Origin of the sequence: Rhizobium sp. RM, assembly GCF_013390595.1 — a bacterium.
Lineage (GTDB): Bacteria > Pseudomonadota > Alphaproteobacteria > Rhizobiales > Rhizobiaceae > Agrobacterium.
In genome coordinates this window covers 1-23,191 of record NZ_JACAWV010000020.1, presented here as the reverse complement: position 1 = coordinate 23,191, position 23,191 = coordinate 1, and the positions used below count along the sequence as shown (strand labels likewise).

Here is a 23,191-nt window from a genome sequence, read left to right as displayed (position 1 = left end):
AAGATATTCGGAACTGGTGCTTAGAAAAAAACGAGCCTAACGCTATTCCGTGCGGCGCAGATTAAGGATCGGCGCTTCCATACCTGGTACGTAGTTGTCAGAAATCAGGTTACGGCAATGCTCTTCAAAGGTACGCACAAGCCGGGTGGAAACCTGCTGGCCGATACGGATGAGGCCTATGCGCATGGGCTTGTGTTCACCTGACAGCCGAAGACTGACAAGCCGCTTGCCGTCCAGCGCCGCCTTATTCTTCGGTCGGACATTTGCAAGCGTGTAACCGTAACGGTTGCCAACCATCGTGCGGATGACCTCCTGATGCTGGATCTGTGCAACGATGTTGGGTGTTGCACCGGCGGCTGCGAACAGTCCGAGGAAATAATCGCGTGAAAGCGGCAGATCGAGGAGGATGAACTCGTGCTCTTCGAGTTCGGAGAGCGAGATGGCCGACCGCTGCGCAAGCGGATCTGTTTCCGCCACCTGAACGTAAGGGGGTAGCTCGGCAAGCGGCGTAAACTCAAACCCTTCAGGAACAAGAAGATCGTAAGAGAGCGCAATATCGAGCTCGGCGCGCTCCAGCCGCGTCAACAAGGTACGGTGATCGGCTACGGTCGGACGGACGGTGACGCTTGGATAAGCCGCCTTGAAGCTTTGGCTGACTTCCGGCAAGAGCATGGGCGCGAATGTCAGGAGACATCCAAGCGATAGGGTTCCACGGATTTGCTCGGTGGCTTCCGACGCCGCCGTGTATAGGTTTTGAACCTGCTCGATCACCGCTTTTGCCTGCAGCAGAAGCTTTTGACCGGCGGGCGTCAACGACAGACCCTGCGCGTGGCGCCTGAGGAAAAGCTGGGTGTTGAGTTCGATTTCCAGCTGCGAAATCGCAGTAGAGATAGACGGCTGCGAGACGTGGATCCGGTCCGACGCCAAGGTGATCGACCCGGCTTCGGCCGTCGCGATGAAGTATTCGAGCTGACGCAAGGTGAAACGCATTTGAGGCCCCGGTGCCGAGTGCCGCGCAAGCTGCGCGACGGTATGCCTATGCCGAATTTAACGGCTACGGAGGGGAGTTTAATATTTGCCGTTTGTTGAAATGTAAATCTTCTAACAGCGCTCCTCCGCCAGACGCCTGATCGTACGCGACTGCACTGCTTTCGCCAATCCTAACCAGTGCTGCAGCAAATCGTAATTTTCCGAATGCACCGCGTTCGCTAGAGCGGAACGATAGCTGACGCCGATCGGCGGGTTGCGGCGAAACAGAAAAGGGCGAATGCATGTCAGTCGAAAAGATCCATACGCTGGTTGTCGGAGCTGGCCAGGCCGGCGTGGCCATGAGCGAACATCTGAGCCGCAACGGCGTCGACTATCTCGTCCTTGAACGCGGCCGCATTGCCGAGCGCTGGCGGTCGATGAGATGGGACTCTCTCGTGGCCAATGGCCCGGCCTGGCACGATCGCTTCCCTGGCATGGATTTTCCGGGGCACCCGGACGCATTTGTACCCAAGGATGGCGTCGCCGACTACTTCGAAGCCTATGCAGGGATGCACAAAGCGCCGATCCGCTGTGGCGTTGAGGTGGTCAAGGTCGAGCGTCTCGAAGACCGTCCGGGATTTCGCGTCGAAACAACCGATGGTGTCATCGAAGCCCTGAATGTCGTTGCAGCGACCGGACCGTTTCAAAAGCCATCCATTCCACCAATCGTTCCTGCGGATGCCGGTGTCACGCAGATGCACTCGAGCGACTATCGCAACCCCTCCCAACTCCCCAATGGTGCAGTGTTGGTTGTCGGCGCCGGCTCCTCCGGCGTCCAGATTGCCGAAGAGCTTATGCTTGCCGGTCGCAAGGTCTATCTTTCCGTTGGCCCGCATGACCGTCCTCCGCGTGCCTACCGTGGCCGCGATTTTGTCTGGTGGCTTGGCGTTCTCGGCAAATGGGATGCACAGGCCCAAGCGCCGGGATCGGAACATGTTACAATCGCCGTCAGCGGCGCACGTGGCGGCAAAACAATCGATTTTCGCCGGCTCGCGTCACAGGGCATGGTTCTCACAGGCATGACCGGCGCTTACCGTGACGGGTCACTTTCTTTCGCTGACGATCTCAACCGTAATCTCGATCGCGGTGATCAGAACTATCTCTCACTGCTCGATGAGGCAGATGCATTTGTCATGCGCAATGGTCTTGATCTGCCGGAAGAGCCGGATGCCCGCAACCTCGGACCAGACGTTGACTGTGTGAGCAATCCTTTGCGTGAACTGAACCTGCACGATGCTGGTATCACGACCATCATCTGGGCGACCGGATTTACCTCGGACTATAGCTGGCTTCAGGTCAATGCCTTTGATGACGCTGGTCGCCCAAAGCACCAGCGCGGCGTTTCTCCCGAAAAGGGCATCTATTTCCTCGGCCTGCCTTGGCTGTCGGGGCGTGGTTCCAGCTTCATCTGGGGCGTGTGGCACGATGCCAAGCATGTGGCGGACCACATCCTCATCCAGGAGAATTATCTGGCCTACGCCCCACAGTACTAACCGTTTCATACGACCAAAAAGATATCGCCGCATAAACCACGGAGAAAAGAATGGCACATACGCGCATTCGCAAGTTCAACACCAAAGAAACCTATCCGGAGCAGAACCTCGATAACGACCTTTGCCAGGCTGTCGTTGCGCGCGGCACGGTAATCTTTCTGCGTGGCCAGTGCCCGCAGGATCTCGATACGGCCAAAAACATCGACAGCCATGATCCGGTCGTACAGACCCACAAGGTCATGCAGAACATCCGCCAGCTCGTGCAGGAGTCGGGTGGAGAGATGGAACATGTGACCAAGCTGGTCGTATATCTAACCGATGTGCGTCACCGCGAAGCGGTCTACCGGACCATGGGTGAATATATCAAGGGCGTCCATCCCGTTTGCACTGGCCTCGTTGTGGTTGCGCTGGCGCGGCCGGAATGGCTCGTCGAAATCGACGCAACAGCCGTTATCCCTGACTAAGTCAAAGACGTTTTGACAGACTATCGGCCAGCATCATCCGCTGGCCGGTGCCCTTCTCGGATGGTGAAAGCACGTCCGACGGTTTCCGGATGGAGTTTCCTATGACATTCTCGATTGTTGCCCGCTGTGAACTCACAGGCCAGTTCGGCGTCGCCATCTCGTCTTCATCTCCGGCTGTTGCCGCTCGCTGCGCATGGGCGCAGGCGGGAATTGGAGCTGTTGCAACACAGAACGTCACAAATCCCGCTCTTGGTCCACGCATGCTCGATGCCCTCAAAAGTGGTGCAAGCGCGGCGGATGCCGTTTCGATCGCCCGAGAAAGCGATGGTTTTCCGGGTTACCGCCAGCTTCTGGCAGTGGACACGCAAGGCAGGACAGCCATCCATTCCGGCGAGAACGCACTCGGTATCTGGACTTCGGCGACGGGCAAACAATGTGTTGCCGCCGGCAACCTGTTGGCAAACGACGGGGTTCCCAAAGCCATGATCGAAACATTCGAACTGACAACAGGCTCCCTGGGCGACAGATTGATTGCTGCGCTCAACGCAGCAATGACTGCGGGAGGCGAAGCTGGACCCGTCCATTCCGCCGGTCTTCTGATCGTTGATGACCAATCCTGGCCCTACGTCGAACTGCGCGTCGATTGGCTGGACGACGATTGCCCTATCCAGGCAGTGTCGCGTGCATGGGAAATCTACAAGACACAGGCCGCCGATTACGTTACTCGCGCCCTCAATCCGCTCGCAGCACCTTCATACGGCGTACCCGGCGACGAATGACCACAGCATGCAGCGCCTGGGGTCACTCCAATAGGCGCTGAACACATTTCAGTTCAGTTCGGGATGTTGACCGACCAGCCGCTCGCGTTTCTGTTGAAGAAGCTCCATCTGCTCCTTCAACTCCTCCATTGCTTCGTCGATCTTCTCAACACTTTCCTCGATGTAGGAATAGTGTTCCGCAAGCAGTGCCCTCGCCTCCTTGCGGTTTGAAGCATTGGGCGTGTCGCCATAAAGCGGCTTGTTGGCTGTTTCCTTGAGAAAGAAAGTCGTCACGAGACCAGCGACCGCAGCCACCATCAAATAATAGGCTGGCATGTAGATGTTGTCGGTTGCTTCGACCAGCCAGGCCGCAATCGTCGGCGTCAGACCTGCCACAATAATCGAGACATTGAATGAAAGAGCCAACGCGCTGTAGCGGATACGAGCGGGAAAGAGCGCTGGAAGGGTGGCTGCCATGATGCCCACCAGGCAGTTGAGGCCGATTGCGAGGATCAGAAGCCCGAAGAAAATGCCGACAACATGGCCGCTCGCGATCAGGTGAAATGCCGGCCAAGAGAGGAAAAGGATGAGTGTGCTGCCGACAGCGAGGAATGGTCGGCGGCCGATCCGGTCACTTAGCAAGCCGACGAGAGGCTGCACGAAGAGCATACCAATCATGACGGCAATGATGATGAGAGCGCCATGATCCTCGGTATATCCCAACGTCTTTGACAGGTAGGTCGGCATATAGGTAAGCAGCATGTAATAGGTCACGTTGGTGACGAGAACCATGCCGATGCAGATCGCCAGCGAACGCGGATGCTTGTTGAGAATTTCCGCGAACGGAACGGTTGGCCGGTCCTGCAGCGCATCCTTATCCTCCTGTTCGGCACGCTTCAGACGCTCGGTAAAGGCGGGTGTTTCCTCGGCTGCGTGCCTTAAGTAAAGGCCAATCAAGCCCAGCGGGGCAGCGAGAAAGAATGGAATGCGCCAGCCCCAGGAGAGGAAGCTGTCCTCCGACATTGCAGTACTTAAAACAACCACCAAACCTGCGCCAAGCACGAAGCCAGCGATCGACCCGAAATCCAGCCAACTCCCCAAAAATCCACGCCGACGATCCGGCGAATACTCCGCAACGAAGATCGCAGCGCCCGTATATTCGCCGCCAACGGAGAAGCCCTGCGCAAGTTTACAAAGTAAGAGAAGAATGGGTGCCCAAAGACCGATTGTTGCATAGCCCGGAATGAGTCCGATACAGAACGTACTGACCGCCATGATAATGATGGTGAGCGAAAGGACCTTCTGGCGCCCAAACTTATCACCCATCGCGCCAAAGAAGAGGCCACCAAGCGGCCGTACCAGAAACGGCACGGAGAACGTTGCAAGCGCCGCAATTGTTTGAACCGCCGGCGAAGCGTCCGGAAAAAACACCCTGCCGACTGTCGCGGCGACGAAGCCGTACACACCGAAGTCGAACCACTCCATGGCATTGCCAAGAGCAGCAGCGGTGATGGCTTTTTTCAGCTTTGAATCCTCAATGACTGTCACGTCGCTGAGCGTCAGTGGATTGGTCTCGATTGTATTGCTCACCCCTGCCCCCGGAAATGATTTTGCGACAATGCTTGTCGAGAACAGAAACGCACGAAATCCGCAGCAGGTTCCGAGAGCGTGCCTTTACGGCCTTATGTGAACAGAGTTTGCTGATAAAATGGATGCGATCCATGGATCACAAACGATGACTTGCTCCATATCCGGATATCAGCGTGACATCCGAGACATCGCATTCCGGATAAATCCACTTATTCCAATTGGAAACCAGCCACTTCAGATTGACACCGCCTCCTGCAGCCTCGCTTTCTTGAGGAAGATAGACCAGGATTAATCCAGCCTTATATCCGGAGGTAACGATGAGAGCGTAGCGCCGATCTTCTGACTGGGTATCAAATATCATGAAATCGACGAACTCTTCGTACGGATATTTTCCCGGTACTCTGAGGATATTCCCTCGAAACAAACTTTCGTCTTCCACGTCGATCAGACTGCGCGTCATCTCTGTCATATCAATCCATTGGCTGAAATGTAGTTTGAACGAATTAGAAGATGCACCGTAGCGTACCGGCTGGGGAGCGGATCTGCGGCGGCCAGATTTCGACGCTGAATGTAAGTTTCCGCCAGCATCATACTTCATAGGTCCATATTGGTCATGAAGTGGAGTATCAAGACTGACCGTCCGCTAAAGCTTGGATTTAACGACACGTTCGGTTGTGTTCCCTATTTACCATGACAATCTGGCTGTGTTTTAATCTCGGCATCATGGTAGGGAAACCAAGGTATTTCGGGGCATCTGCCCTTCAGGCTTTGTGCCTCTTGCTGAGTGTTTCTGTTCTTCTGCTCCTGGCTTCCTGCGCAAGGCCGGGCCCGGGAAGTTTGAAGGTCGTTGGACCGGCGCAAGGTGCCGTCCAGCAAACTGTTCTTGTCGTCACAACGCGCGAACCCGATACGTCGGGCAAGAACAGTTTTACGAGTGACAGAGCTCGGCAACCTACCTATCTTCGTATGGTCGTTTCGGTGCCACCTGGACACAGGCCGGGAACGATCGAATGGCCGCGTGGCGTTCCGAACGCTAGCTCTTCTTTTGCTGTTATCGACAGCAAAGTCATTTCACGTCAAGAATTCCTCAGCATGGCTGCGGCCAGCCCTTCAGCTTTCGTCTTTGTTCATGGCTACAACAACAGTTTCCAGGAAAGCCTGTTCAGGCTCGTCCAGATATCCGCCGATGCCGACGTGAGAAGCACTCCCATCCTGTTTGCCTGGCCATCTCGCGGTAATTTCTCAAGCTACCTGGCGGACCGGGATGCGAGCAATTTCTCACGCGATGAACTCGTCCAGACGTTGGACGAGCTTGGCACCAGAAAAGTCGAAACCAAGATTTTGGCGCACAGCATGGGGAGCTGGCTGACTGTCGAGGCGTTACGGCAATTGCGTCTTCAGTCAAAAGCCCATTCTCTTGATAAGATCGACCGGGTCATCCTTGCTGCGCCTGATATCGATATCGATGTCTTTCAAAAGCAACTGAAAGTCGTGGGAAGCCTGTCGAAACCGATCATCGTGCTCTCAACACAGGACGATCTGGCTCTCGCAACATCACGATGGCTCGCAGGCGCCTCTGCAAAAGCCGGAGCGCTCGACATAGACGATCCCCGCACCATCGCGCTTGCCGAGGAACGCAACCTCCAAATTATCGACATCAGCGATGTACGGGCACCAACGAGGATCAGGCACGACAGGTTCGTCACGCTTGCAACGATGCTACCCAGAATACCCTTGCAGGCCTTGACGGCTGGAAGGGTCGGAACAGGGACGCTGTCCGTCTCGTCCGCTGGTTCAGAGGACGAACGCATCCTCAGGCAGGCCGTTGAGTTGCTTGACGAGGATGCGGTTCAGTCACCACCACGCAGGTCTGTAGATCCGACGCAATAACGAGAGAGGAATGGCGCATGCAAAAACATCGCAGATTATTTCTTCAACTCTGTGGGACACTGTTGCTTGTCCCCACCGCGGCGTTATCCCAGCAAGCTGGGCCGCGCGCTCCGGTGGGAAGGCGTCCACCGCCGCCACCGGACCTGAAGGAAAAAACGCCCCCGCCTCGCAAGGGATATCGCTGGGTTCCCGGACGTTGGGTGTGGAGCATCCGCCGCAGCCGACATGTATGGGTCCCCGGACAATTTCAACGCCACCGATCATAAAGCATGCCAACCACTGGCAACAGGAGCATCCCGATCGATGATCCTGCCGCTTTCAGCCGGCCCGACCAGTCAGGGCCGGTGAATGTTGCTACGCTTCATGTTGGCTTCGGCATCGCGACGTTGAACAACTCCGAAAATCGGCAGGAGTTGCCATAGCGCCGAAACTCCAATCAACGTATAGGCGATACGCGCAAGGATAGCGCCAGAACCACCCAACAGCAGGCCTATCGGATCGAACTGGAACAGGCCGATCAGCAGCCAATCCAGTCCGCCGATGACAATGAGAAGCAACGTTATGGCATTCAGGGTACGCATCTCTTCAGCCCTCTCCAGGCGCCGATCAATTTAGAAGATCGGACGCCACGATAAGCCGGGCCGCCCTTTGCCGGTTACGGAGGAAAACATCATCTGTTGAGGCAAACGTGTCCGCGCGCGCCATGGAAACAAATGCTACCGGGACGATTTGCCGATCCCCACCGGACCGGGTCCAGATATCGTGCACGAACCCATCCGCTGCGCATGCCTCGCGGCTGCACATGGCACCAACGGCCTGACGTCATGCAACGAGTGACATTGACGCGCTCTCGCACCCGCAGGCGCCCGACAACACGATAGGAAGAACTGGGGCCAGCGCGAAGCTGAACGTTGTTGGCGGTGACCACCGCTGGTGCCGCCTGCACAGGCACGATACCAGCCCAAAGCATGCTCCCCGACATGAACGTGATCGTCATCAATTTCAAGAAATTCATAAGCTGATCTCCTTCAGACACGTGCGGGCTTCTCGCCCGTTAAATCCATCTCCAATTTTTCTGTGTCGTTACTTCTGACAGCATGCGACCTCCAAGGCTCATTGAAAGGTTTTCACGAGCATCTCGACGGCGTCTGTGACATCGAGCGTTCGAACAAAATTACCGTGCTTTAAAAAATTGAGCGTCTCGACGACGACGATCGGATTGAACATCATGAAGGTATGTGTGGTGTGCAACACGAGGTGCTCTTGAGCACCATCCAGTCGGGTCGATTCAACCGTGACTTTGCCGTCGTTGGGCCCATCATGAATAGCATCAAAAACAGGATTGAGCGACACGTCGCCTGCAATAATGCCGAGCGAAAAATCCGGCCTGGGCAATCTGGCCAATATCGAACTTGCATCCGTTCCCAGTTCCAGACCAGCAGGACCGTTGAGCCACTCGAATGGTGGCATGTCTCCGAAGACGTCCACGATCTTCGACCCGTGATTTGGCGGAGCGAGCATGACAACCCGCCCGAGAATCTCAGGTCTGTGATCCATCAGCCAAAACCGCAAAATGATCCCGCCCATGGAATGGGTCACAAAGCTTGTTCGCCGGGAACCGCAATCTTCCACCGCATCGCCGACATGAAGCGCGAGCTTCGAAACGGTGGTCGTGGTTGAAGGATACTCGACGTTCAAAACGTAATACCCCGCCTTCGAGAGAACTTTCTCCATCATCCAAAACGACCCACTCCCGCGGGCGAGGCCGTGAAGCAGGACAACACATTCACTTCGGGCTTCGTCCTGGGCCTGTCCCCTGTTCTCTACGAATGGCGCAAAGAAGAAGACAGACACGGTCAGAAAGCGCTGCATGCACCTCTTTATTTTTACACTCATAACCGCACTGCTTTTGGCCATGATGTCGTTCTCAGGCGGTATTGGCGGTTTCGTTGTCTGAAAGGATGGTCGCGATCCATTTTGTTGAAGCGGCCATCGAGCAGAAAACTGTGAATGCGATCAATATCGGAACCCCTATGAACGCTCCGGCCAACCCCCACATGAAGCTCCAGAAGAACACCGCAAAGATGACCGCAAAAGGCGAAATGGAAAGGGATGCACCAGCCAGTCTCGGTTCGAGATAACTACCGATCACAAACTGGATGATGTTGAGGCTTGCAAAAATAAGCAGGGCCGGTTGCCATGTATCGAACTGGGCTATGGCAAAAAGCGTAGGCAGGGTTGTCGCCACCAAGGGCCCCAGAAAGGGAATGTAGTTGAAGGCGAAGGCGATGACCCCCCAGGCCGCCGCCAGTTCCAATCCCGCGCCAAGCGACAGGAGCCATACGAGCAATCCTGTCAGAACGCTGGCAAAGGTCCGCACCAGCATGAAGCGGCGAAATTTCATCGCGATGATGCGGTTTGCCGAAAGAATGATGTGACCATAGGGCTGAGCGGCCGGCAATCGCAAACGAGCGGCGAATTCCTGAACCTCCAGCAGCCCCAGCATCACGAAGATCAGCACCAGAAGAGAAAAACCACCGAACTGGTTCAGGCGGCCGGCCGTTCCCTGCATGACGGAAAGCAGTCTGGAAACATTAAACCAGTCACCAATCGGCCCGGCTATCGCAATACCATGTTGCTCAAGCCAGTCGACGACCGCCATGTAAGCCGCTTGTAAACGGTCAGCATTTGTAAACAACCATTGGCCAACTCTGCTTAATCCCCAGGCGAGAGATGAGCCAATCGCCGTGATGAAGCCGACGGTGATGATGAGTGTGATCAGTAGCGCCAACAGACGCGGAAGCCTGCTCTGCAAGGCGAGCTGGCAAGGCCAGACGACAGCAATGATGAACAAAGAGAAAAAGAGCGGAGCAAACACCGATTGTGCCGCAAACAGGAGGGCGACCAAAAGAATGCCGGAAACGAGCATTCCGGCCATCGGTCTGCGAGGCTCTACCTGCACATTACGCTCCTTCAAAGTATATTCTTATGGATGCGGCCATCCTTCATAACGACGGAAAGGTTTTTCTGGGGATTTTCGAGCAGGCTGATATCATCGAGCGGATTGCCGTCAACGACAATAAGGTCTGCCAGGGCCCCCGTCTCGATGACACCAAGCTTGCCAGGATAGGGATTTCGGAGACTGGAAAGGGCAAGCAGTTCGGCGTTACCTGATGTCGCCATCTGCAGGGTTTCAGCGTTGGAGTACCAGTTTTGAAGATGTGTCAGCATGAAGTTCTGGCGCGGCCCAAGCTCCGGCGAAAACAGCACATCAGATCCCCATGCCGTCTTGATCCCGTACTTCCGGGCAAATTCGTAAATCTTCGGCGTACCAGCGAACAGTTGCTGGATGCGCTCCAACGCCGGTCCACTTTGAGGTGCTGCATCCTCCATCGTCAGGAAAGGTTGTGTGCTGAGCCATGCCCCTTTGTCAGCAATCATTTTTGCCGTTTCATCGTCGACCAGATGGGCGTGTTCGATACAGGTAACCCCCGCGGCCAGCGCTCGCTGGACTGCACGGGGTGTATAGGCGTGCGTCGTGACATAGGTATTCCAGTCCTGGGCAACCTCGACTGCGGCCCGAAGCTCTTCTTCGCTGAATGCCGTCATATCAAGCGGGCTTCGCGGCGATGACACCCCACCGCTTCCGACCATCTTGATCTGCGACGCGCCCTGCAGAAGTTGCTCTCGAACCCGCAACCTGATGTCGCCGACACTGTCGACAATAGCTGCTGCACCCATCAATTCACCGGTGCTGAGCTGTGCTCGATCCCGTGGGATTTCCGTTGGCAAACGGAGATCGCCGTGTCCACCGGACGTCGTTATCATGGCACCGGACGGATATATGCGCGGCCCTGGTATCATGCCACCGTCGATCGCCTGCTTGAAGGAAAAGACCGGCCCTCCAAGATCACGCACCGTTGTAAAGCCGCGCAGAAGGGTCCGCTCGGCCTCGGCAGTCGACGCCGCAAAAATGATCCCCGGATCACCCGCCAGCAGGACGTTTAAGGGAACCGCTGCAAAAATTGTGTGCCAATGCGCATCGATCAATCCCGGCAGCAGAACACCATTGCGGCAATTTATGACAACCGCATCGGTTGGCACCGGATTGTTTGCAGGATCAACGGCGGTAATCTTCTGGTTCTCGACAACAACCTGCACGCCTGTTTGGACCGTGCTGGATTTACCATCGAAAAGACGCACGTCGCGAAACACGGTCGTAGATCGTGCGCTTTGAGCCGCAGATGGCCTAGGCATTGCGCCAGAGAGCATAGCAGCGCCTAGGCCCGCCAGAAAACCGCGTCTTGAAAGGGCTTCCAGCCGGCGCGATACAATCTGAAGCGACGGGTTGAAGCACGCACAACCGGAATTATGAACCAGATGGCTATATTTCTGTCCGAAACTTTGCATGAGGTATGGTCTCCCCAACAAGGTTGCCCACCACCGCTATCATGGCGGCCTCCCGATACGGCAAATCAGAGAGCGCGGCGTCTGGACGCGCTCCCTGTTTTTTCTAGAAATACTCAATAGTCGACGGCATCACGGACAATCGGGCATGTCATGCAATGGCCGCCGCCGCGGCCACGGCCAAGCTCCGCTCCTGTAATGGTGATGACTTCAATCCCCTCCTTGCGAAGTAGGGTATTGGTGTAGGTGTTCCGATCATAAGCGTAGACGACACCCGGTGACGCGCAGACAAGGTTTGCGCCACTGTCCCACTGGGTCCGCTCACGCATGTAATCGTTGCCTCCCGTCTCAACGACGCGCATCTTTTTAAGGCCGAGAGAATCCCGAACCGTATCAACAAAACTACCCTTGTCCTTATGCAGCTCGACACCGCCATTGCCGTCCGGGCGGAATGAAAATGCCTCGATACCGTTGACGATATCCGGGTAGAGCAGCACGCAGTCCCGATCAGCGAAGGTGAACACGGTATCAAGGTGCATGGCGGCGCGCAGTTTCGGCATGGCAGCGACAATCACGCGTTCCGCCGCGCCTTTCTCGAACAAGGCGGCTGCGACCTGACTGATGGCCTGGCGCGATGTTCGTTCGCTCATCCCGATCAGGACATTGCCCTTACCGATCGGCATCACATCGCCACCTTCCAGCGTTGCAAGCCCCCAATCCTTGGTTGGATCACCCCACCAGACGTTGACCTTGCCCGCAAAGTCCGGATGGAACTTGTAGATCGCAGACGTCAGGATCGTTTCCTCATGACGCGCCGGCCAGTAAAGCGCATTCAGGGTAACACCACCGTAAATCCAGCACGTCGTATCACGCGTGTAGAGCGTATTTGGCAACGGTGGCAGGAGGTATTCATTCACTCCCGCAGCATCGCGGATCAACGCGAGCTGCTCTCCTCCAATGCTGTCAGGAAATTCAAAGGTCGAGAGACCGCCTATCAGCGTTTCGGCGAGTTCGCGGTCCGCCAATCCTTCGAGATATGACCGAACCTCGTTGATGAGACCCAGTCCAATCTGATTGGGCACGACCTGATGATCGAGAATCCAGGCTTTTGCTTCCGGCACGGCGAGCGTTTGTGTCAGGAGATTGTGCATCTCCAGCACCTCGATCCCCCGGTCACGCATTTTCGTCATAAAATCGAAATGATCGCGCTTGGCGTTTTCAACCCAAAGGACATCGTCGAAGAGAAGCGCGTCACAATTGGTCGGTGTCAGTCGTTGGTGCGCTCGGCCGGGCGCGCAAACCATTACCTTGCGCAGTTGCCCAACTTCGGAATGAACGCCAAAGGGTGTCGTTTGTGTCATGACCTTCGCCTCTCAGTTTAGGGTGTAATAATACCTGTCAGCAAACCGTAGGCCCCAACCAGGCCACCGATGAGCGTCACTGCAAACACGATGAGTTCGGCCGGCGTGAACAAAGTGAGCTTCTGCTCCCGTCGCGCCCAGAAGTAGAGAATGGTGCCAGGAACGAAGAGCACCGCGACCAGCAGAACATACTTCAGCCCAGCGGCAGCAAACATGAACAGCGTGTAGACAACCGCTACCCACGCAAAAAACTGATCGCGTCCGCGCTGTTCCGGCGTCGTTTCGTACCCCTCACCTCGACGCGCCAGCAAAACGCCGTAACCCGCAACAAGAAGATAGGGCAGAAGCGCCGTTACACTTGTCATGTCGAGCATGAAGTTGAAGGCATCTCGTGACCAGTAGGTGGAGATCACGAAAAGCGACACGACAATATTGGTCAGCCAGAGCGCATTTGCCGGGACGCGATTACCGTTTTGTGCCGCAAACATCTTTGGCATGTCCTGCGATTTGGCGGCGGCGAAAAGCACCTCGGCGCAAATGAGAGACCATGCGAGATAGGCACCGAGAACGGAAACCAGAACGCCGATGGAAATGAATACGGCCCCCCAGTGTCCGACGACGGCTTCAAGTACGCCCGCCATCGAGGGCTGCTGAACTGCTGCAATGGCTGATTGGGGCAAAGCTGCATAAGGCAGCAACGTGACCGCGACCATAAGACCCGTGACGCCCACGAAGCCGAGGATCGTGGCAGAGCCGACGTCGGATCGTTTTTGCGCAAAACGGGAATAGACGCTGGCCCCCTCGATACCGAGGAACACGAAAACGGTGATCAGCATCGTGTCTCGCACTTGTGCGACCAACGATTTCACCGGCATGTCTGCGCCACCGAAAAAGTTGTCGGAGAACTGCGCATAGTTGAAGAAGAAGATCAGCGCCAAAATGAAGACGAGGATCGGCACGACCTTGGCAACGGTGACAATCGTATTGATGAACGCTGCTTGTTCCACGCCGCGCAGGATCATGAAATGAAACGCCCAGATGCCGACAAGCGACACAACAATCGCCGTGGCACTACTTCCGTCACCAAAAAATTCGGGAAAAAAGCGCCCGAGCGTTGAGCCGATGAGAACCCAATAAAAGACGTTTCCAAGGCAACTGCCAAGCCAATAGCCAAAGGCAGAAAGGAAACCCATGTAGTTTCCAAAACCTGCCTTGGCATAAGCGAAAACACCGGAATCAATATCGGGCTTTTTCTCGGCGAGAGCCTGGAAGACCCGCGCGAGCATATACATGCCGGTTCCGGCGATAGCCCAGGCAATAATCGCACCAAAAGGTCCTGTGGCAGTTCCGAAGCGGCTCGGAAGATTGAAAATACCCGCCCCAACCATGGAGCCGACAACCATTGCCGTTAACGAAAATAACGTGAGTTTCTGTTGCGACGCTGCCATAAACCTAACCCTCTCAGCCAAGTATAAAGTCAGTCAAAGCCCACCAATGGCAAGCAAATTATGCGTTCAATTTTAGGAAATTGCGCCTATATACTCAGATATCCCTTTGTAATTCCGAATATAACCGCAAAAAATCCAACACTCAAAACCGCAAATACAAACCACTCTACATGGTTAAATATAGTTTCACCCTGCTCATTCCTTGCCATAAGGAAAAGAGCGGTCCCCGGGACATAGATCAACGTCGTAAGAAGGAGGAACTTGAATCCGGCGGCATAAATAAGCCCGGCAGTGTAGATCAGGGCCAGAAATGACTGTACCGTTTCGGCACCATTGCCCTTGGACTGAATGACAGACTTATCGCCCTGCAAGTTGGTTTTCACGCCGAATGCCGCAACGAGAAGATACGGCACGAGGATCATCGAACTCGTCATCGCCACCGCGAGCATGAAGGCGTAATCCGAAAACATCGAGATGATGAGGAACACCTGTACGATGATGTTTGTCAGCCAAAGCGCATTGGCGGGAACGCCTGCCGCATTTTCCCGCGCGAGAAAACTTGGCATGGTCTGGTACTTGGCGGCGGAGTAAAGGATTTCTGCTGCCAGCAGCACCCAGGCGATGTAGGCTCCAGCGACGGAGATGACCAAGCCGATGCTGACGAAGACCGCTCCCCATGGTCCTGTCACGGCTGCCAGCACTCCTGCCATCGATGGATTGCGTAACTCGGCAAGATCCTCTTTAGGCATGACGCCATATGAGAGCAGTGTGACCGCCAACATAAGAGCGAGAACGAACAGAAAACCGGTGACGGTTGCGGTGCCCACGTCCGAGCGTTTTCTCGCATATCTTGAGTAAACGCTTGCGCCCTCAATGCCGACAAAAACGAAAACGGTAACAAGCATGGTGTTTCGCACTTGAGTGGAGAGCGACCCTATCCCAGCCTCATCGGCGCCCCAGAAGCTCTCTCGAAAAATCTCCCAATCGAAGGCCATCAAAACCAATAAAAGGAAGACGAAGATCGGCAGGATCTTGGCGATCGTCACGACTGTGTTCAGAGCCGCTGCCTGCCGGATACCTCTCAAGATGAGGCTGTGAAACACCCACAACAATACGGACGACGTCGCAACGGCAATCAAGGTGTTGCCGTCACCGAAAGCCGGGAAAAACAGACCAAGTGTCGACTTTACCAGGATGAAGTAGGTGACATTTCCAAGTAGCGCGGCTGCCCAATACCCAAGAGCAGACAGGAAACCGAGATAGTTGCCGAAACCTTCCTTCGCATACATGAAGATACCCGCATCCAGATCCGGACGCCGCTGCGCCAGGCTCTGAAAAACGAATGCAACCATCAGCATGCCAATTCCGGCGATCGTCCAGGCGACAATCGCGCCAAGCGGACCAGTTGCCTTTCCAAATGCCTGAGGCAGCGAGAATATTCCGGCTCCGACCATGGAGCCGACCACCATGCCCGTCAACGTCACCAGAGATAGCTTTGCTTCACCGGCTGCGGACATCGTTCATTCCCCTCCGCCTGTCGTCGTATGTTTGGATTGCGCGCCCACCCCAAACCATGAAGACTTGACCCTTTCGCGCAGCGTCTGAACAAGGACGTAGAGAAGCGGGATAATCAGAATACCCACCAGGGTGCCAACCAGCAGGCCACCGAAGATCGAGACGCCAATCGCCTGACGGCTGGCCGCTCCGGCCCCGGTCGCAAAGACCAGCGGAAGGACACCCAGCACCGAGGCCATTGCCGTCATGAACACAGGCCGGAAACGTTGGTATGTGGCCAGTCTGGCAGCCTCAGTGATCTCCAGTCCGGCTTCACGCCGTTCCTTGGCGAATTCGACGATCAGGATCGCATTTTTTGCCGCCAGACCGATCAGCAAAACAAGCCCGATCTGTGCGTAAACATTCAAATCCAGACCGGCGATCAGAAGACTGCTCAATGCACCTGCCGCTGCAGCACACACGGAAAGTATGACGGCGAGTGGGACCGACCAGCTTTCATATTGGGCGACGAGGAACAGGTAGGTGAAAACTATTCCCATGATGAGCAGCAGCGCGGTTTGTGCGCCGGCCTGACGTTCCTGCAACGCCAACCCTGTCCACTCGAAACCAAACCCTGACGGAAGGGTCTCGGCTGCAACGTTCTCCATCGCGACAAGTGCGTCGCCTGTGCTGACACCGGGACCCGGTTGACCATTGATCGATGCAGCAGGGAAAAGATTGTAACGATTGATCGAGCTTGCACCGTATATCGTGGAAACGGATGCCACAGCCTGGATCGGCACCAATGCACCGTTTGACGATCTCACTCTCAGGCGTTGAATGTCCTCGATGCGCGAGCGGAATTGCGTATCATTTTGGAGCCGCACCTGAAACACGCGGGACGAGAGATTGAAATCATCAATGTAGGCTGAACCAAGCTGTGCCTGCGCAGCGCTGAAGATCGCCGCCGGTGACACGCCATAGAGTTCGGCCCGGTTGCGATCGATGTCCATGAACAATTGTGGAGCGTCAGCCGAAAAGGTGCTGAATACGCCGGCAAGAGCTGGGGTCTGATTTGCCTTGCCTATGAGACCGCGCATGACCTGAGCAAGTTCGCCGGGCTCCTGCCCATCAAGTGCCTGCAGCCGGAAATCAAACCCGCCGGTGGTACCAAGGCCGGGAATGGCAGGTGGATTGAATGCGACGACCGAGGCATTGGAGAAAACGGTAAACTCGCGCCGCAGTTTTGCCAGAATAGCATCCGCACTTTCGTCTGAATTACGCTCGCTCCACGGCTTCAGCGCGGCAATCACCATGCCAGCATTCGATCCGCCGCCACCGATGAGGCTCATGCCTGAAATACCGATGACGTTTTCAACACCTGGCGTATTCCGGAGAATTGTCTGGACCTGCGACACGGTTTGTTGCGTGCGCCCTATGGCAGCGGAATTGGGAAGCTGAACGTTCGCAAAAAGATACCCCTGATCCTCCGAGGGAATGAACCCGGTCGGCAAGACCCGTACCAGCGCATAGGTGCCGGCAAAGATCCCCAAAATGATCACGATCGACACGACGACACGCCGCGATAGCGCAAGCAGCATGCGGACATAAAAATCCCTGATCCAAGCCAACCAAGAATTGAATTGTTCAAAGACCTTTGCCCGCTTGGTCGCCGGCGGCTTCAAAAGCATGGCGCACAGTGCCGGGCTGAGCGTGAGGGCATTGATGGTCGAAAAGCTGATCGTGACCAAAATCGTGACTGCAAACTGCCGGTAGAGCTGCCCGGTTATTCCCGGCAAAAACGACACCGGAACAAACAACGCAGCGAGAACGAGCGTCGTTGCGATGATTGGGCCCGTCACCTGTTCCATTGTCTTGAGCGTCGCATCAGTGATCGACAGCCCTTCTTCCTGCATGATGCGCTGCGCATTTTCCGCAACGATAATCGCATCGTCGACAACAAGGCTGATCGCCAACACCATGGCAAACAGGGTGATGGTATTGGCCGAGTAGCCAATGAAATAGAGAACGGTGAAGGCACCAATCAGCGAAACTGGAATTGTCAGTGTCGGGAGAATTGTCGCCCGCCAATCCTGCAGGAAGACGTAGACGACAGCGACCACCAGAACAAATGTGATCGCAAGGGTTATGATGATCTCTTCGATCGTCGCGTTGAGGAAACTCGTCGTATCGAAGACGACCGTATATGCGATGTCCTCCGGAAATTGCTGCTGCAAACGCTCCAGTTCCGCTCTCGCAGCTTGTGAAACGGACAAGGCGTTCGCATCTGCCGACTGATAAAGCACGATGGTCGCGCTCGGCTTTCCGTTGAACGTCGATACGGTATCATAGGACTGAGCACCAAGCTCGACCCTCGCCACATCCCGCAATCTGACGATTGCGCCATCGGTATTGGTCCGCACAACAATGTTGCCGAACTCCGAAGGATCGCTCAATCGCCCCTTTGCCAAGATGGTAAGTTGCAGTTGCTGGCCATCTGAGGTTGGTGGTGATCCGATCTGGCCAGCCGAAGCCTGCGCGTTCTGGGACTGAACCGCGGCACTTAGGTCGGCCGCCGTGACACCCAGCGCTTCCATTCGATCTGGGTTCATCCAGATGCGCATGCTGTAGGCAGGACCAAAGACACCGGCATCGCCGACACCTGAGATACGAGCCAATGCATCTCTGATGTTGATCGAGGCATAATTGCTGACAAAAAGCTCATCCCGAGTACCTTTGGGAGAGTAGATGGCAACCCCCATCAGCATGCTCGACGACCGGCTTCTAACCGTAACGCCGGTTTGCGAAACGACCGCCGGCAGGCGCGGCGTTGCCGTCGCCACTCTGTTTTGCACGTTGATCTGCGCTATCTCGGGATCTGTCCCCACCGCAAATGTCACGGTGAGCGAGTAGGTGCCATTGTTGGTGCTGGATGAAGACATGTAGAGCATGCCATCAACGCCATTCACCTGCTCCTCGATCAGCGCGCCGACACTTTCAGCCATGACGGTGGCATTGGCGCCAGGGTAACTCGCTGAGACCTGCACTTCGGGAGGTGTGATCGGAGGATATTGCGTGACCGGGATCTGCGTCATAGCAAGGGCGCCAGCAATCACCATGACGATTGCAATCACCATTGCAAAACGGGGAAGCCGGATAAAGCTTCCAGGGCCAATCATGGCTTCGTTCCCGTGCTACTGAGATCGGTTGCGGGCATCACCTTGAGCGGCATGCCCTCAGCAACACTTTGCAGGTTTCCGGTAATGAGCCGCTCACCCCCGACAAGACCGTCTTCGACGATCCAGTTTCCAGACATCTGATTGTCGGCGCTGATACGACGCAGTTCCGCCTTGTCGCCCTCACCAGCCAGCAGCACGTATTTTCCGTCTCTGTCCTGCTGTACGACCTCCTGCGGAACCACGGGCTTCATCACCGGCGCATCTTCACTCACAACGACCGTCACGAACTGGTTGGGCACCAGCAAAGCATCCGGGTTCGAAAACGACGCTCTGATTGCCAGTGTCCCTGTCTGCAAATCAACCTGATTGTCCAGAAACTCAATCTCGCCCGACTGGATATAAACCTGCCCGTTCGACAAACGCAGGCTTGTCTTGAAGTGCCTGGCCAGTTCTTCCTTCGACGCCCCACCAGCAGCGGCACGCAGGTCGAGAATAGAGCGATCACTGACGGAAAAAACAACGCGAATAGGGTCCATCTGCACCACGCGGGCAAGCACGGTGGTCGCGTTACCAACGAAGCCCCCCACAGAAACATTCGATACGCCTATTCTTCCCGCAATCGGAGAGGAAATTCTCGTATAGCTGAGGTTCAGCTTTGCCTGATTTACCTTCACATCGGCGGAGCGAAGGCTGGAGGCTGCAGAATCGCGGGCAGCCTGACTTTGATCAAGAACCGCTTGAGAAACGCTGCCCCTGGCAAGGGACAGGTTTCGAGCTAGACTTTGTTCGGCATTGACGAGATTGGATTGCGCAGCATCTCGTGTCGCTTGCGCATCATCGAGAGACAGTTGATAGCTCTCTTGTTCGATCACAAACAGAGGTTGGTCCGCTGTGACCGATTGGCCTTCCTGAAACAGCCGCTCCTTGATAAATCCGGGCACCCTGGCAAGAATATCCACCGAATTTGCGGCTTCTACGCGCCCCACAAATTCGTACTTCGGGGCCACATTCATCAACTGGACGGGCTGCACCTCAACACTCTGCAGAGATTGCGCGTTGAGACTGAGAGGGAGGGTTGAGAGCAATGCGGCTGTAAACAGCCTTCTCAAACTCCCAATAATGGGGATGTCATGCTTATGCATTTAAAACTCACGCTCAATCACAGTGGCAGGCAGTAAACTGACGACGTCGATCTTGGCTTGGAAGTTTTGCGGGAAGTCCGCGATGCACGTTTAAACTTAAAAAAATACAAGAACTTAGAATTGCATTCATTAGCAATCCTGAATATCAAATACCACTTAATCGCGCAGAACGATAGCTAAAATTTACGGTCGCAACCACAAGAAGTAGTGAGTTATTCCGTGGACCTACCTAGAATGGCTTTGATCATCGGTTGGTTCGATGTGTTCTGAGGTGCCGTGGGTGGATGCGGTTGCGATAATTTTCATCGCCGCGGCGAGCAAAAGAATGGAAACGGGCAGAACAAGCGCGTTCCAATCCGGCATATCCTCCATCTCCGCGACAAGCGTTACGAAATGTACGACCAGATAAAGAATGATCATCTGGAAAAAGAGGTTTTTGAGCTCTGCGACGTCTTCGATCACCATCCAGCGTGGAAGCTGCGCTTTCCAGGGTGCGCTTGGGCTCACAACAAAGCCAACCGTAATCGCGCATCCGAAAATGACGAGAACGATAGCAAACAACAGCTTGTCCACGCCCTGTAACACTGCGGCAATGATTGCCTGGTCCGGATTGGCACGCACTTGAACGAAGGCGTTGCCAATGGCCAGAAGGCCTTCCCAGAACATGAGAAAGGACGCTGCAATCACGCCGATCGACGCAAGACCCATGACGTAACGAAGGCTAAGCAAAAAAGACAACATTGCATCGTCTCCCCTAGGAGCGCGGGAGAAACCATTCAAACCCAGGTCTCCACAGCACCAACGAGGACACTGTGCCTCAACTCTCAGTGGAAGTGCAAGAACACTTGTCATCGCCGCAATATTTCGAAAAAACTGGAAACCAATTTGTTTCCCTGGTTCAATCGGAGTTCCAATTTTGTGCTAAAAGGCTTTTCGACAATCTGGAGTTTCGATTTGTAGTGCGTGCAAAAACCGACTGGTGGCGCTCTTGATAAACGACTTCTTCCCATGGCTTTATGACACGTTATCGATATCAGTTCGCCTGGTAACCGCTGTCGTGTTTGGAACAATCATCGGCCTGGAGCGACAATGGCGACAGGGCACGACCGGGTTGACGACACACGCACTCGTTGCCTTTGGCGCTGCAGCATACTGCGCACTACCCGCCATCCTTGAAGTCAACGAGGACATTCGTATGGGTGGGCAAGTTGTAACGGGAATAGGTTTTCTCGGCGCTGGCCTGATCATGCGGGACGGTCTCAACATTCGTGGGCTGAGTACATCGGCAACCGTCTGGGCGACCGGCGCAATCGGCGTTCTGGCAGGCTACGGAGAGATCTTCGAGGCCGCAGAAGCAACGCTTCTGATCTTGTTGATAAACGTAACCTCTCCCAAACTGGTGAAGCTTGTAGAGCGCTTCGTACCCCCTCGCCCGCTCGAGGCGCAACGGCATACGATAGAAGTTCGTACGACCACAGAAAGTGAAGCCGAGGTCCGCGCGAGCTTGATGACACAAACCAGCGATCATCAACTGACTGTCAAGTCATTGGCACGGCGGGTCAATTCATTGGATCAGACCATTACCATTGATGTCGTCATATCAGGAGAAGTGATCGACAACGAAGTCATGAGCGTTCTCGTTCAATCGCTTAGCCTGTCGCCAAACATTCTGTACTGCGCTTACAGATAATTTGGCGGCGGTACGTCGTCTTGCACATCCCGTAGACGGAGCAATGACATGCCCAACACAATCGAAGACCACTTCGCTTTGCTGCCGAATTCAAACGGATCACATTCCGTGATCCCAAGGCCTCGACTTTTTCACTACACGACGCTCGCCGGATATCTCGGCATCGTGTCTCAGAAAGCGATCTGGGCAACCAACATTCATTATCTCAACGACTCGGAAGAATTTTCGTACGGTCTACGCTATCTGACCGAAGAACTTGCAGCCGCGTCCACCCACGCCGACCATACCGGAAAATCGGTCCTTCTTCGCGCTATCGAGCTTGTGGATCTCTATCGGCAAGGTTTTGTTTATACAGCTTCTTTTGCAGAGGACGATGACCTGCTCAGCCAATGGCGAGGTTATAGTGGCGGTGGCGGAATATGCCTCGGATTTGTGGCCAGCGACTTGCAGGAGATCGCTGCAAAGGCAGAGTTTCGACTGATCCGGTGTATTTACGAACAATCGCAGAAAGCCCTACTTGCGCAAGAGTTCGTTGCCAATTGGCTAGACGCCATTCGCGCGAAAAACACACTTTCGGAAGATGACGTCGAGCAATTGGCGCATGAACTGGTCACGCGCTACCAACAACTTGCCTGCGCCTTCAAGGACCCATCATTTCGCGAGGAGAACGAGTGGCGCCTTGTCTCAAAATTCGTCCCACTCGATCACCCGTCCGTGAAAGTCCGCTGTACTGCGACAATGCTCGTTCCCTATTTTGAAGTCTCACTTGACCTCGGTCTCGACAGTGAAGGCCGCAGCAACATCGGGATCGACAGCATCGTTGTCGGGCCAAGTTTACAAAGAGAGCGTATTCTCCAGGCTGCAACCATCGCCGTCAGGGAGTTCAGCGAGATCAGCTTAAGCCTGTCGGAGATACCGTATAGGTCGCTGTGATCGCCAGCTGAGCCCGTGTTATTCAAGTCCCCTTGCGGGTGATTTGGGGATGCTGTGTTTGTAGTTATTCTGGAAGGGGATTTGTGTGTGGGGGGGAATTAGATTGGTTGCGGGGGCAGGATTTGAACCTGCGGCCTTCAGGTTATGAGCCTGACGAGCTACCGGGCTGCTCCACCCCGCGGCACCATGACTTTGCCTTTGGCGAAGTCTCATTCAGCAGATTTGTCTGCTGAGAAGTTGATATTATAACAAAAAAGGCCGCGATGTGCGGCCTCTGTTATGGGCTTGAGGCCCTTATGTGATGAGAAGATTT

The 23,191-nt window shown here is 55.1% G+C and carries 21 protein-coding genes and 1 tRNA gene; 7 read left to right on the top strand and 15 right to left on the bottom strand.

Features of this window, described 5'->3' with window-relative positions:
- Window positions 1-42: 42 nt before the first annotated feature.
- Entirely contained in the window at window positions 43-990 is a 948-nt protein-coding gene (locus tag HWX89_RS15540) for a LysR family transcriptional regulator (RefSeq protein WP_138791834.1), read from the bottom strand.
- Between the two features lie 281 nt (window positions 991-1,271).
- Between HWX89_RS15540 and HWX89_RS15535 the strand changes: the two genes are divergently transcribed.
- From HWX89_RS15535 to HWX89_RS15525, 3 genes are all read left to right on the top strand, one after another.
- Window positions 1,272-2,522, top strand: coding sequence for a flavin-containing monooxygenase (locus HWX89_RS15535; RefSeq protein ID WP_138791835.1), 1,251 nt, complete (start codon window positions 1,272-1,274; stop codon window positions 2,520-2,522).
- Window positions 2,523-2,572: 50 nt separating this feature from the next.
- Entirely contained in the window at window positions 2,573-2,986 is a 414-nt protein-coding gene (locus tag HWX89_RS15530; protein WP_138791836.1) for a RidA family protein, read from the top strand.
- A 101-nt stretch (window positions 2,987-3,087) separates the two neighbouring features.
- A complete protein-coding gene (locus HWX89_RS15525) occupies window positions 3,088-3,765 on the top strand; it encodes a DUF1028 domain-containing protein (protein WP_138791837.1) in 678 nt (225 codons plus the stop codon).
- A 48-nt stretch (window positions 3,766-3,813) separates the two neighbouring features.
- Here HWX89_RS15525 and proP read toward each other — a convergent pair whose 3' ends face one another.
- The gene (gene proP, locus HWX89_RS15520) at window positions 3,814-5,334 is read right to left on the bottom strand and encodes a glycine betaine/L-proline transporter ProP (protein ID WP_178340788.1); all 1,521 of its coding nucleotides are present in this window, start codon (window positions 5,332-5,334) and stop codon (window positions 3,814-3,816) included.
- A 136-nt stretch (window positions 5,335-5,470) separates the two neighbouring features.
- A complete protein-coding gene (gene imm45 / locus HWX89_RS15515) occupies window positions 5,471-5,932 on the bottom strand; it encodes an Imm45 family immunity protein (RefSeq protein WP_210271423.1) in 462 nt (153 codons plus the stop codon).
- A gap of 494 nt (window positions 5,933-6,426) precedes the next feature.
- On the opposite strand from imm45, the gene HWX89_RS15510 reads away from it, so the two are divergent.
- Together HWX89_RS15510 and HWX89_RS26550 are read left to right on the top strand one after the other, a co-directional pair.
- Window positions 6,427-7,224, top strand: a complete 798-nt coding sequence (locus tag HWX89_RS15510) for an alpha/beta hydrolase (RefSeq protein WP_178340787.1) — start codon at window positions 6,427-6,429, stop codon at window positions 7,222-7,224.
- 17 nt (window positions 7,225-7,241) lie between these two features.
- Window positions 7,242-7,490, top strand: coding sequence for a YXWGXW repeat-containing protein (locus HWX89_RS26550; protein WP_138791839.1), 249 nt, complete (start codon window positions 7,242-7,244; stop codon window positions 7,488-7,490).
- 69 nt (window positions 7,491-7,559) lie between these two features.
- Here the strand turns inward: HWX89_RS26550 and HWX89_RS15500 are convergent, their stop codons facing one another.
- The 11 genes from HWX89_RS15500 to HWX89_RS15450 all read right to left on the bottom strand — a co-directional run bounded on the left by HWX89_RS15500 (window position 7,560) and on the right by HWX89_RS15450 (window position 20,996).
- Complete coding sequence (locus tag HWX89_RS15500) at window positions 7,560-7,805, bottom strand: DUF378 domain-containing protein (protein WP_138791840.1); 246 nt, start codon at window positions 7,803-7,805, stop codon at window positions 7,560-7,562.
- Window positions 7,806-7,894: 89 nt separating this feature from the next.
- A complete protein-coding gene (locus tag HWX89_RS26545) occupies window positions 7,895-8,194 on the bottom strand; it encodes an SH3 domain-containing protein (protein ID WP_353505695.1) in 300 nt (99 codons plus the stop codon).
- A gap of 143 nt (window positions 8,195-8,337) precedes the next feature.
- Entirely contained in the window at window positions 8,338-9,141 is an 804-nt protein-coding gene (locus HWX89_RS15490) for an alpha/beta fold hydrolase (RefSeq protein ID WP_246705187.1), read from the bottom strand.
- Between the two features lie 10 nt (window positions 9,142-9,151).
- A complete protein-coding gene (locus tag HWX89_RS15485) occupies window positions 9,152-10,162 on the bottom strand; it encodes an AI-2E family transporter (RefSeq protein WP_138791862.1) in 1,011 nt (336 codons plus the stop codon).
- A gap of 35 nt (window positions 10,163-10,197) precedes the next feature.
- Window positions 10,198-11,634, bottom strand: coding sequence for a metal-dependent hydrolase family protein (locus tag HWX89_RS15480; RefSeq protein WP_138791842.1), 1,437 nt, complete (start codon window positions 11,632-11,634; stop codon window positions 10,198-10,200).
- A gap of 113 nt (window positions 11,635-11,747) precedes the next feature.
- The gene (locus HWX89_RS15475; RefSeq protein ID WP_138791843.1) at window positions 11,748-12,992 is read right to left on the bottom strand and encodes an arginine deiminase; all 1,245 of its coding nucleotides are present in this window, start codon (window positions 12,990-12,992) and stop codon (window positions 11,748-11,750) included.
- Window positions 12,993-13,009: 17 nt separating this feature from the next.
- Window positions 13,010-14,440: a basic amino acid/polyamine antiporter gene (locus HWX89_RS15470; protein ID WP_138791844.1), complete on the bottom strand. Its 1,431-nt coding sequence runs from the start codon at window positions 14,438-14,440 to the stop codon at window positions 13,010-13,012.
- 86 nt (window positions 14,441-14,526) lie between these two features.
- Window positions 14,527-15,957: a basic amino acid/polyamine antiporter gene (locus HWX89_RS15465; protein WP_138791845.1), complete on the bottom strand. Its 1,431-nt coding sequence runs from the start codon at window positions 15,955-15,957 to the stop codon at window positions 14,527-14,529.
- 3 nt (window positions 15,958-15,960) lie between these two features.
- The gene (locus tag HWX89_RS15460) at window positions 15,961-19,113 is read right to left on the bottom strand and encodes an efflux RND transporter permease subunit (protein WP_138791846.1); all 3,153 of its coding nucleotides are present in this window, start codon (window positions 19,111-19,113) and stop codon (window positions 15,961-15,963) included.
- Window positions 19,110-20,255: an efflux RND transporter periplasmic adaptor subunit gene (locus HWX89_RS15455; RefSeq protein ID WP_138791847.1), complete on the bottom strand. Its 1,146-nt coding sequence runs from the start codon at window positions 20,253-20,255 to the stop codon at window positions 19,110-19,112. Before HWX89_RS15455 ends, HWX89_RS15460 begins: the two co-directional genes overlap by 4 nt.
- Window positions 20,256-20,480: 225 nt before the next feature.
- Window positions 20,481-20,996 carry a YqhA family protein gene (locus tag HWX89_RS15450; RefSeq protein ID WP_138791848.1) on the bottom strand — a complete coding sequence of 172 codons (516 nt, stop codon included), beginning with the start codon at window positions 20,994-20,996 and terminating at the stop codon, window positions 20,481-20,483.
- 247 nt (window positions 20,997-21,243) lie between these two features.
- On the opposite strand from HWX89_RS15450, the gene HWX89_RS15445 reads away from it, so the two are divergent.
- Both HWX89_RS15445 and HWX89_RS15440 read left to right on the top strand, forming a co-directional pair.
- Window positions 21,244-21,945: an MgtC/SapB family protein gene (locus HWX89_RS15445; protein WP_246705186.1), complete on the top strand. Its 702-nt coding sequence runs from the start codon at window positions 21,244-21,246 to the stop codon at window positions 21,943-21,945.
- A 48-nt stretch (window positions 21,946-21,993) separates the two neighbouring features.
- Window positions 21,994-22,878, top strand: a complete 885-nt coding sequence (locus HWX89_RS15440; protein WP_138791849.1) for a DUF2971 domain-containing protein — start codon at window positions 21,994-21,996, stop codon at window positions 22,876-22,878.
- Window positions 22,879-22,982: 104 nt separating this feature from the next.
- On the opposite strand, the gene HWX89_RS15435 is transcribed toward HWX89_RS15440, so the two are convergent.
- Window positions 22,983-23,059: transfer RNA gene (locus HWX89_RS15435), tRNA-Met, on the bottom strand.
- Window positions 23,060-23,191: the final 132 nt, after the last annotated feature.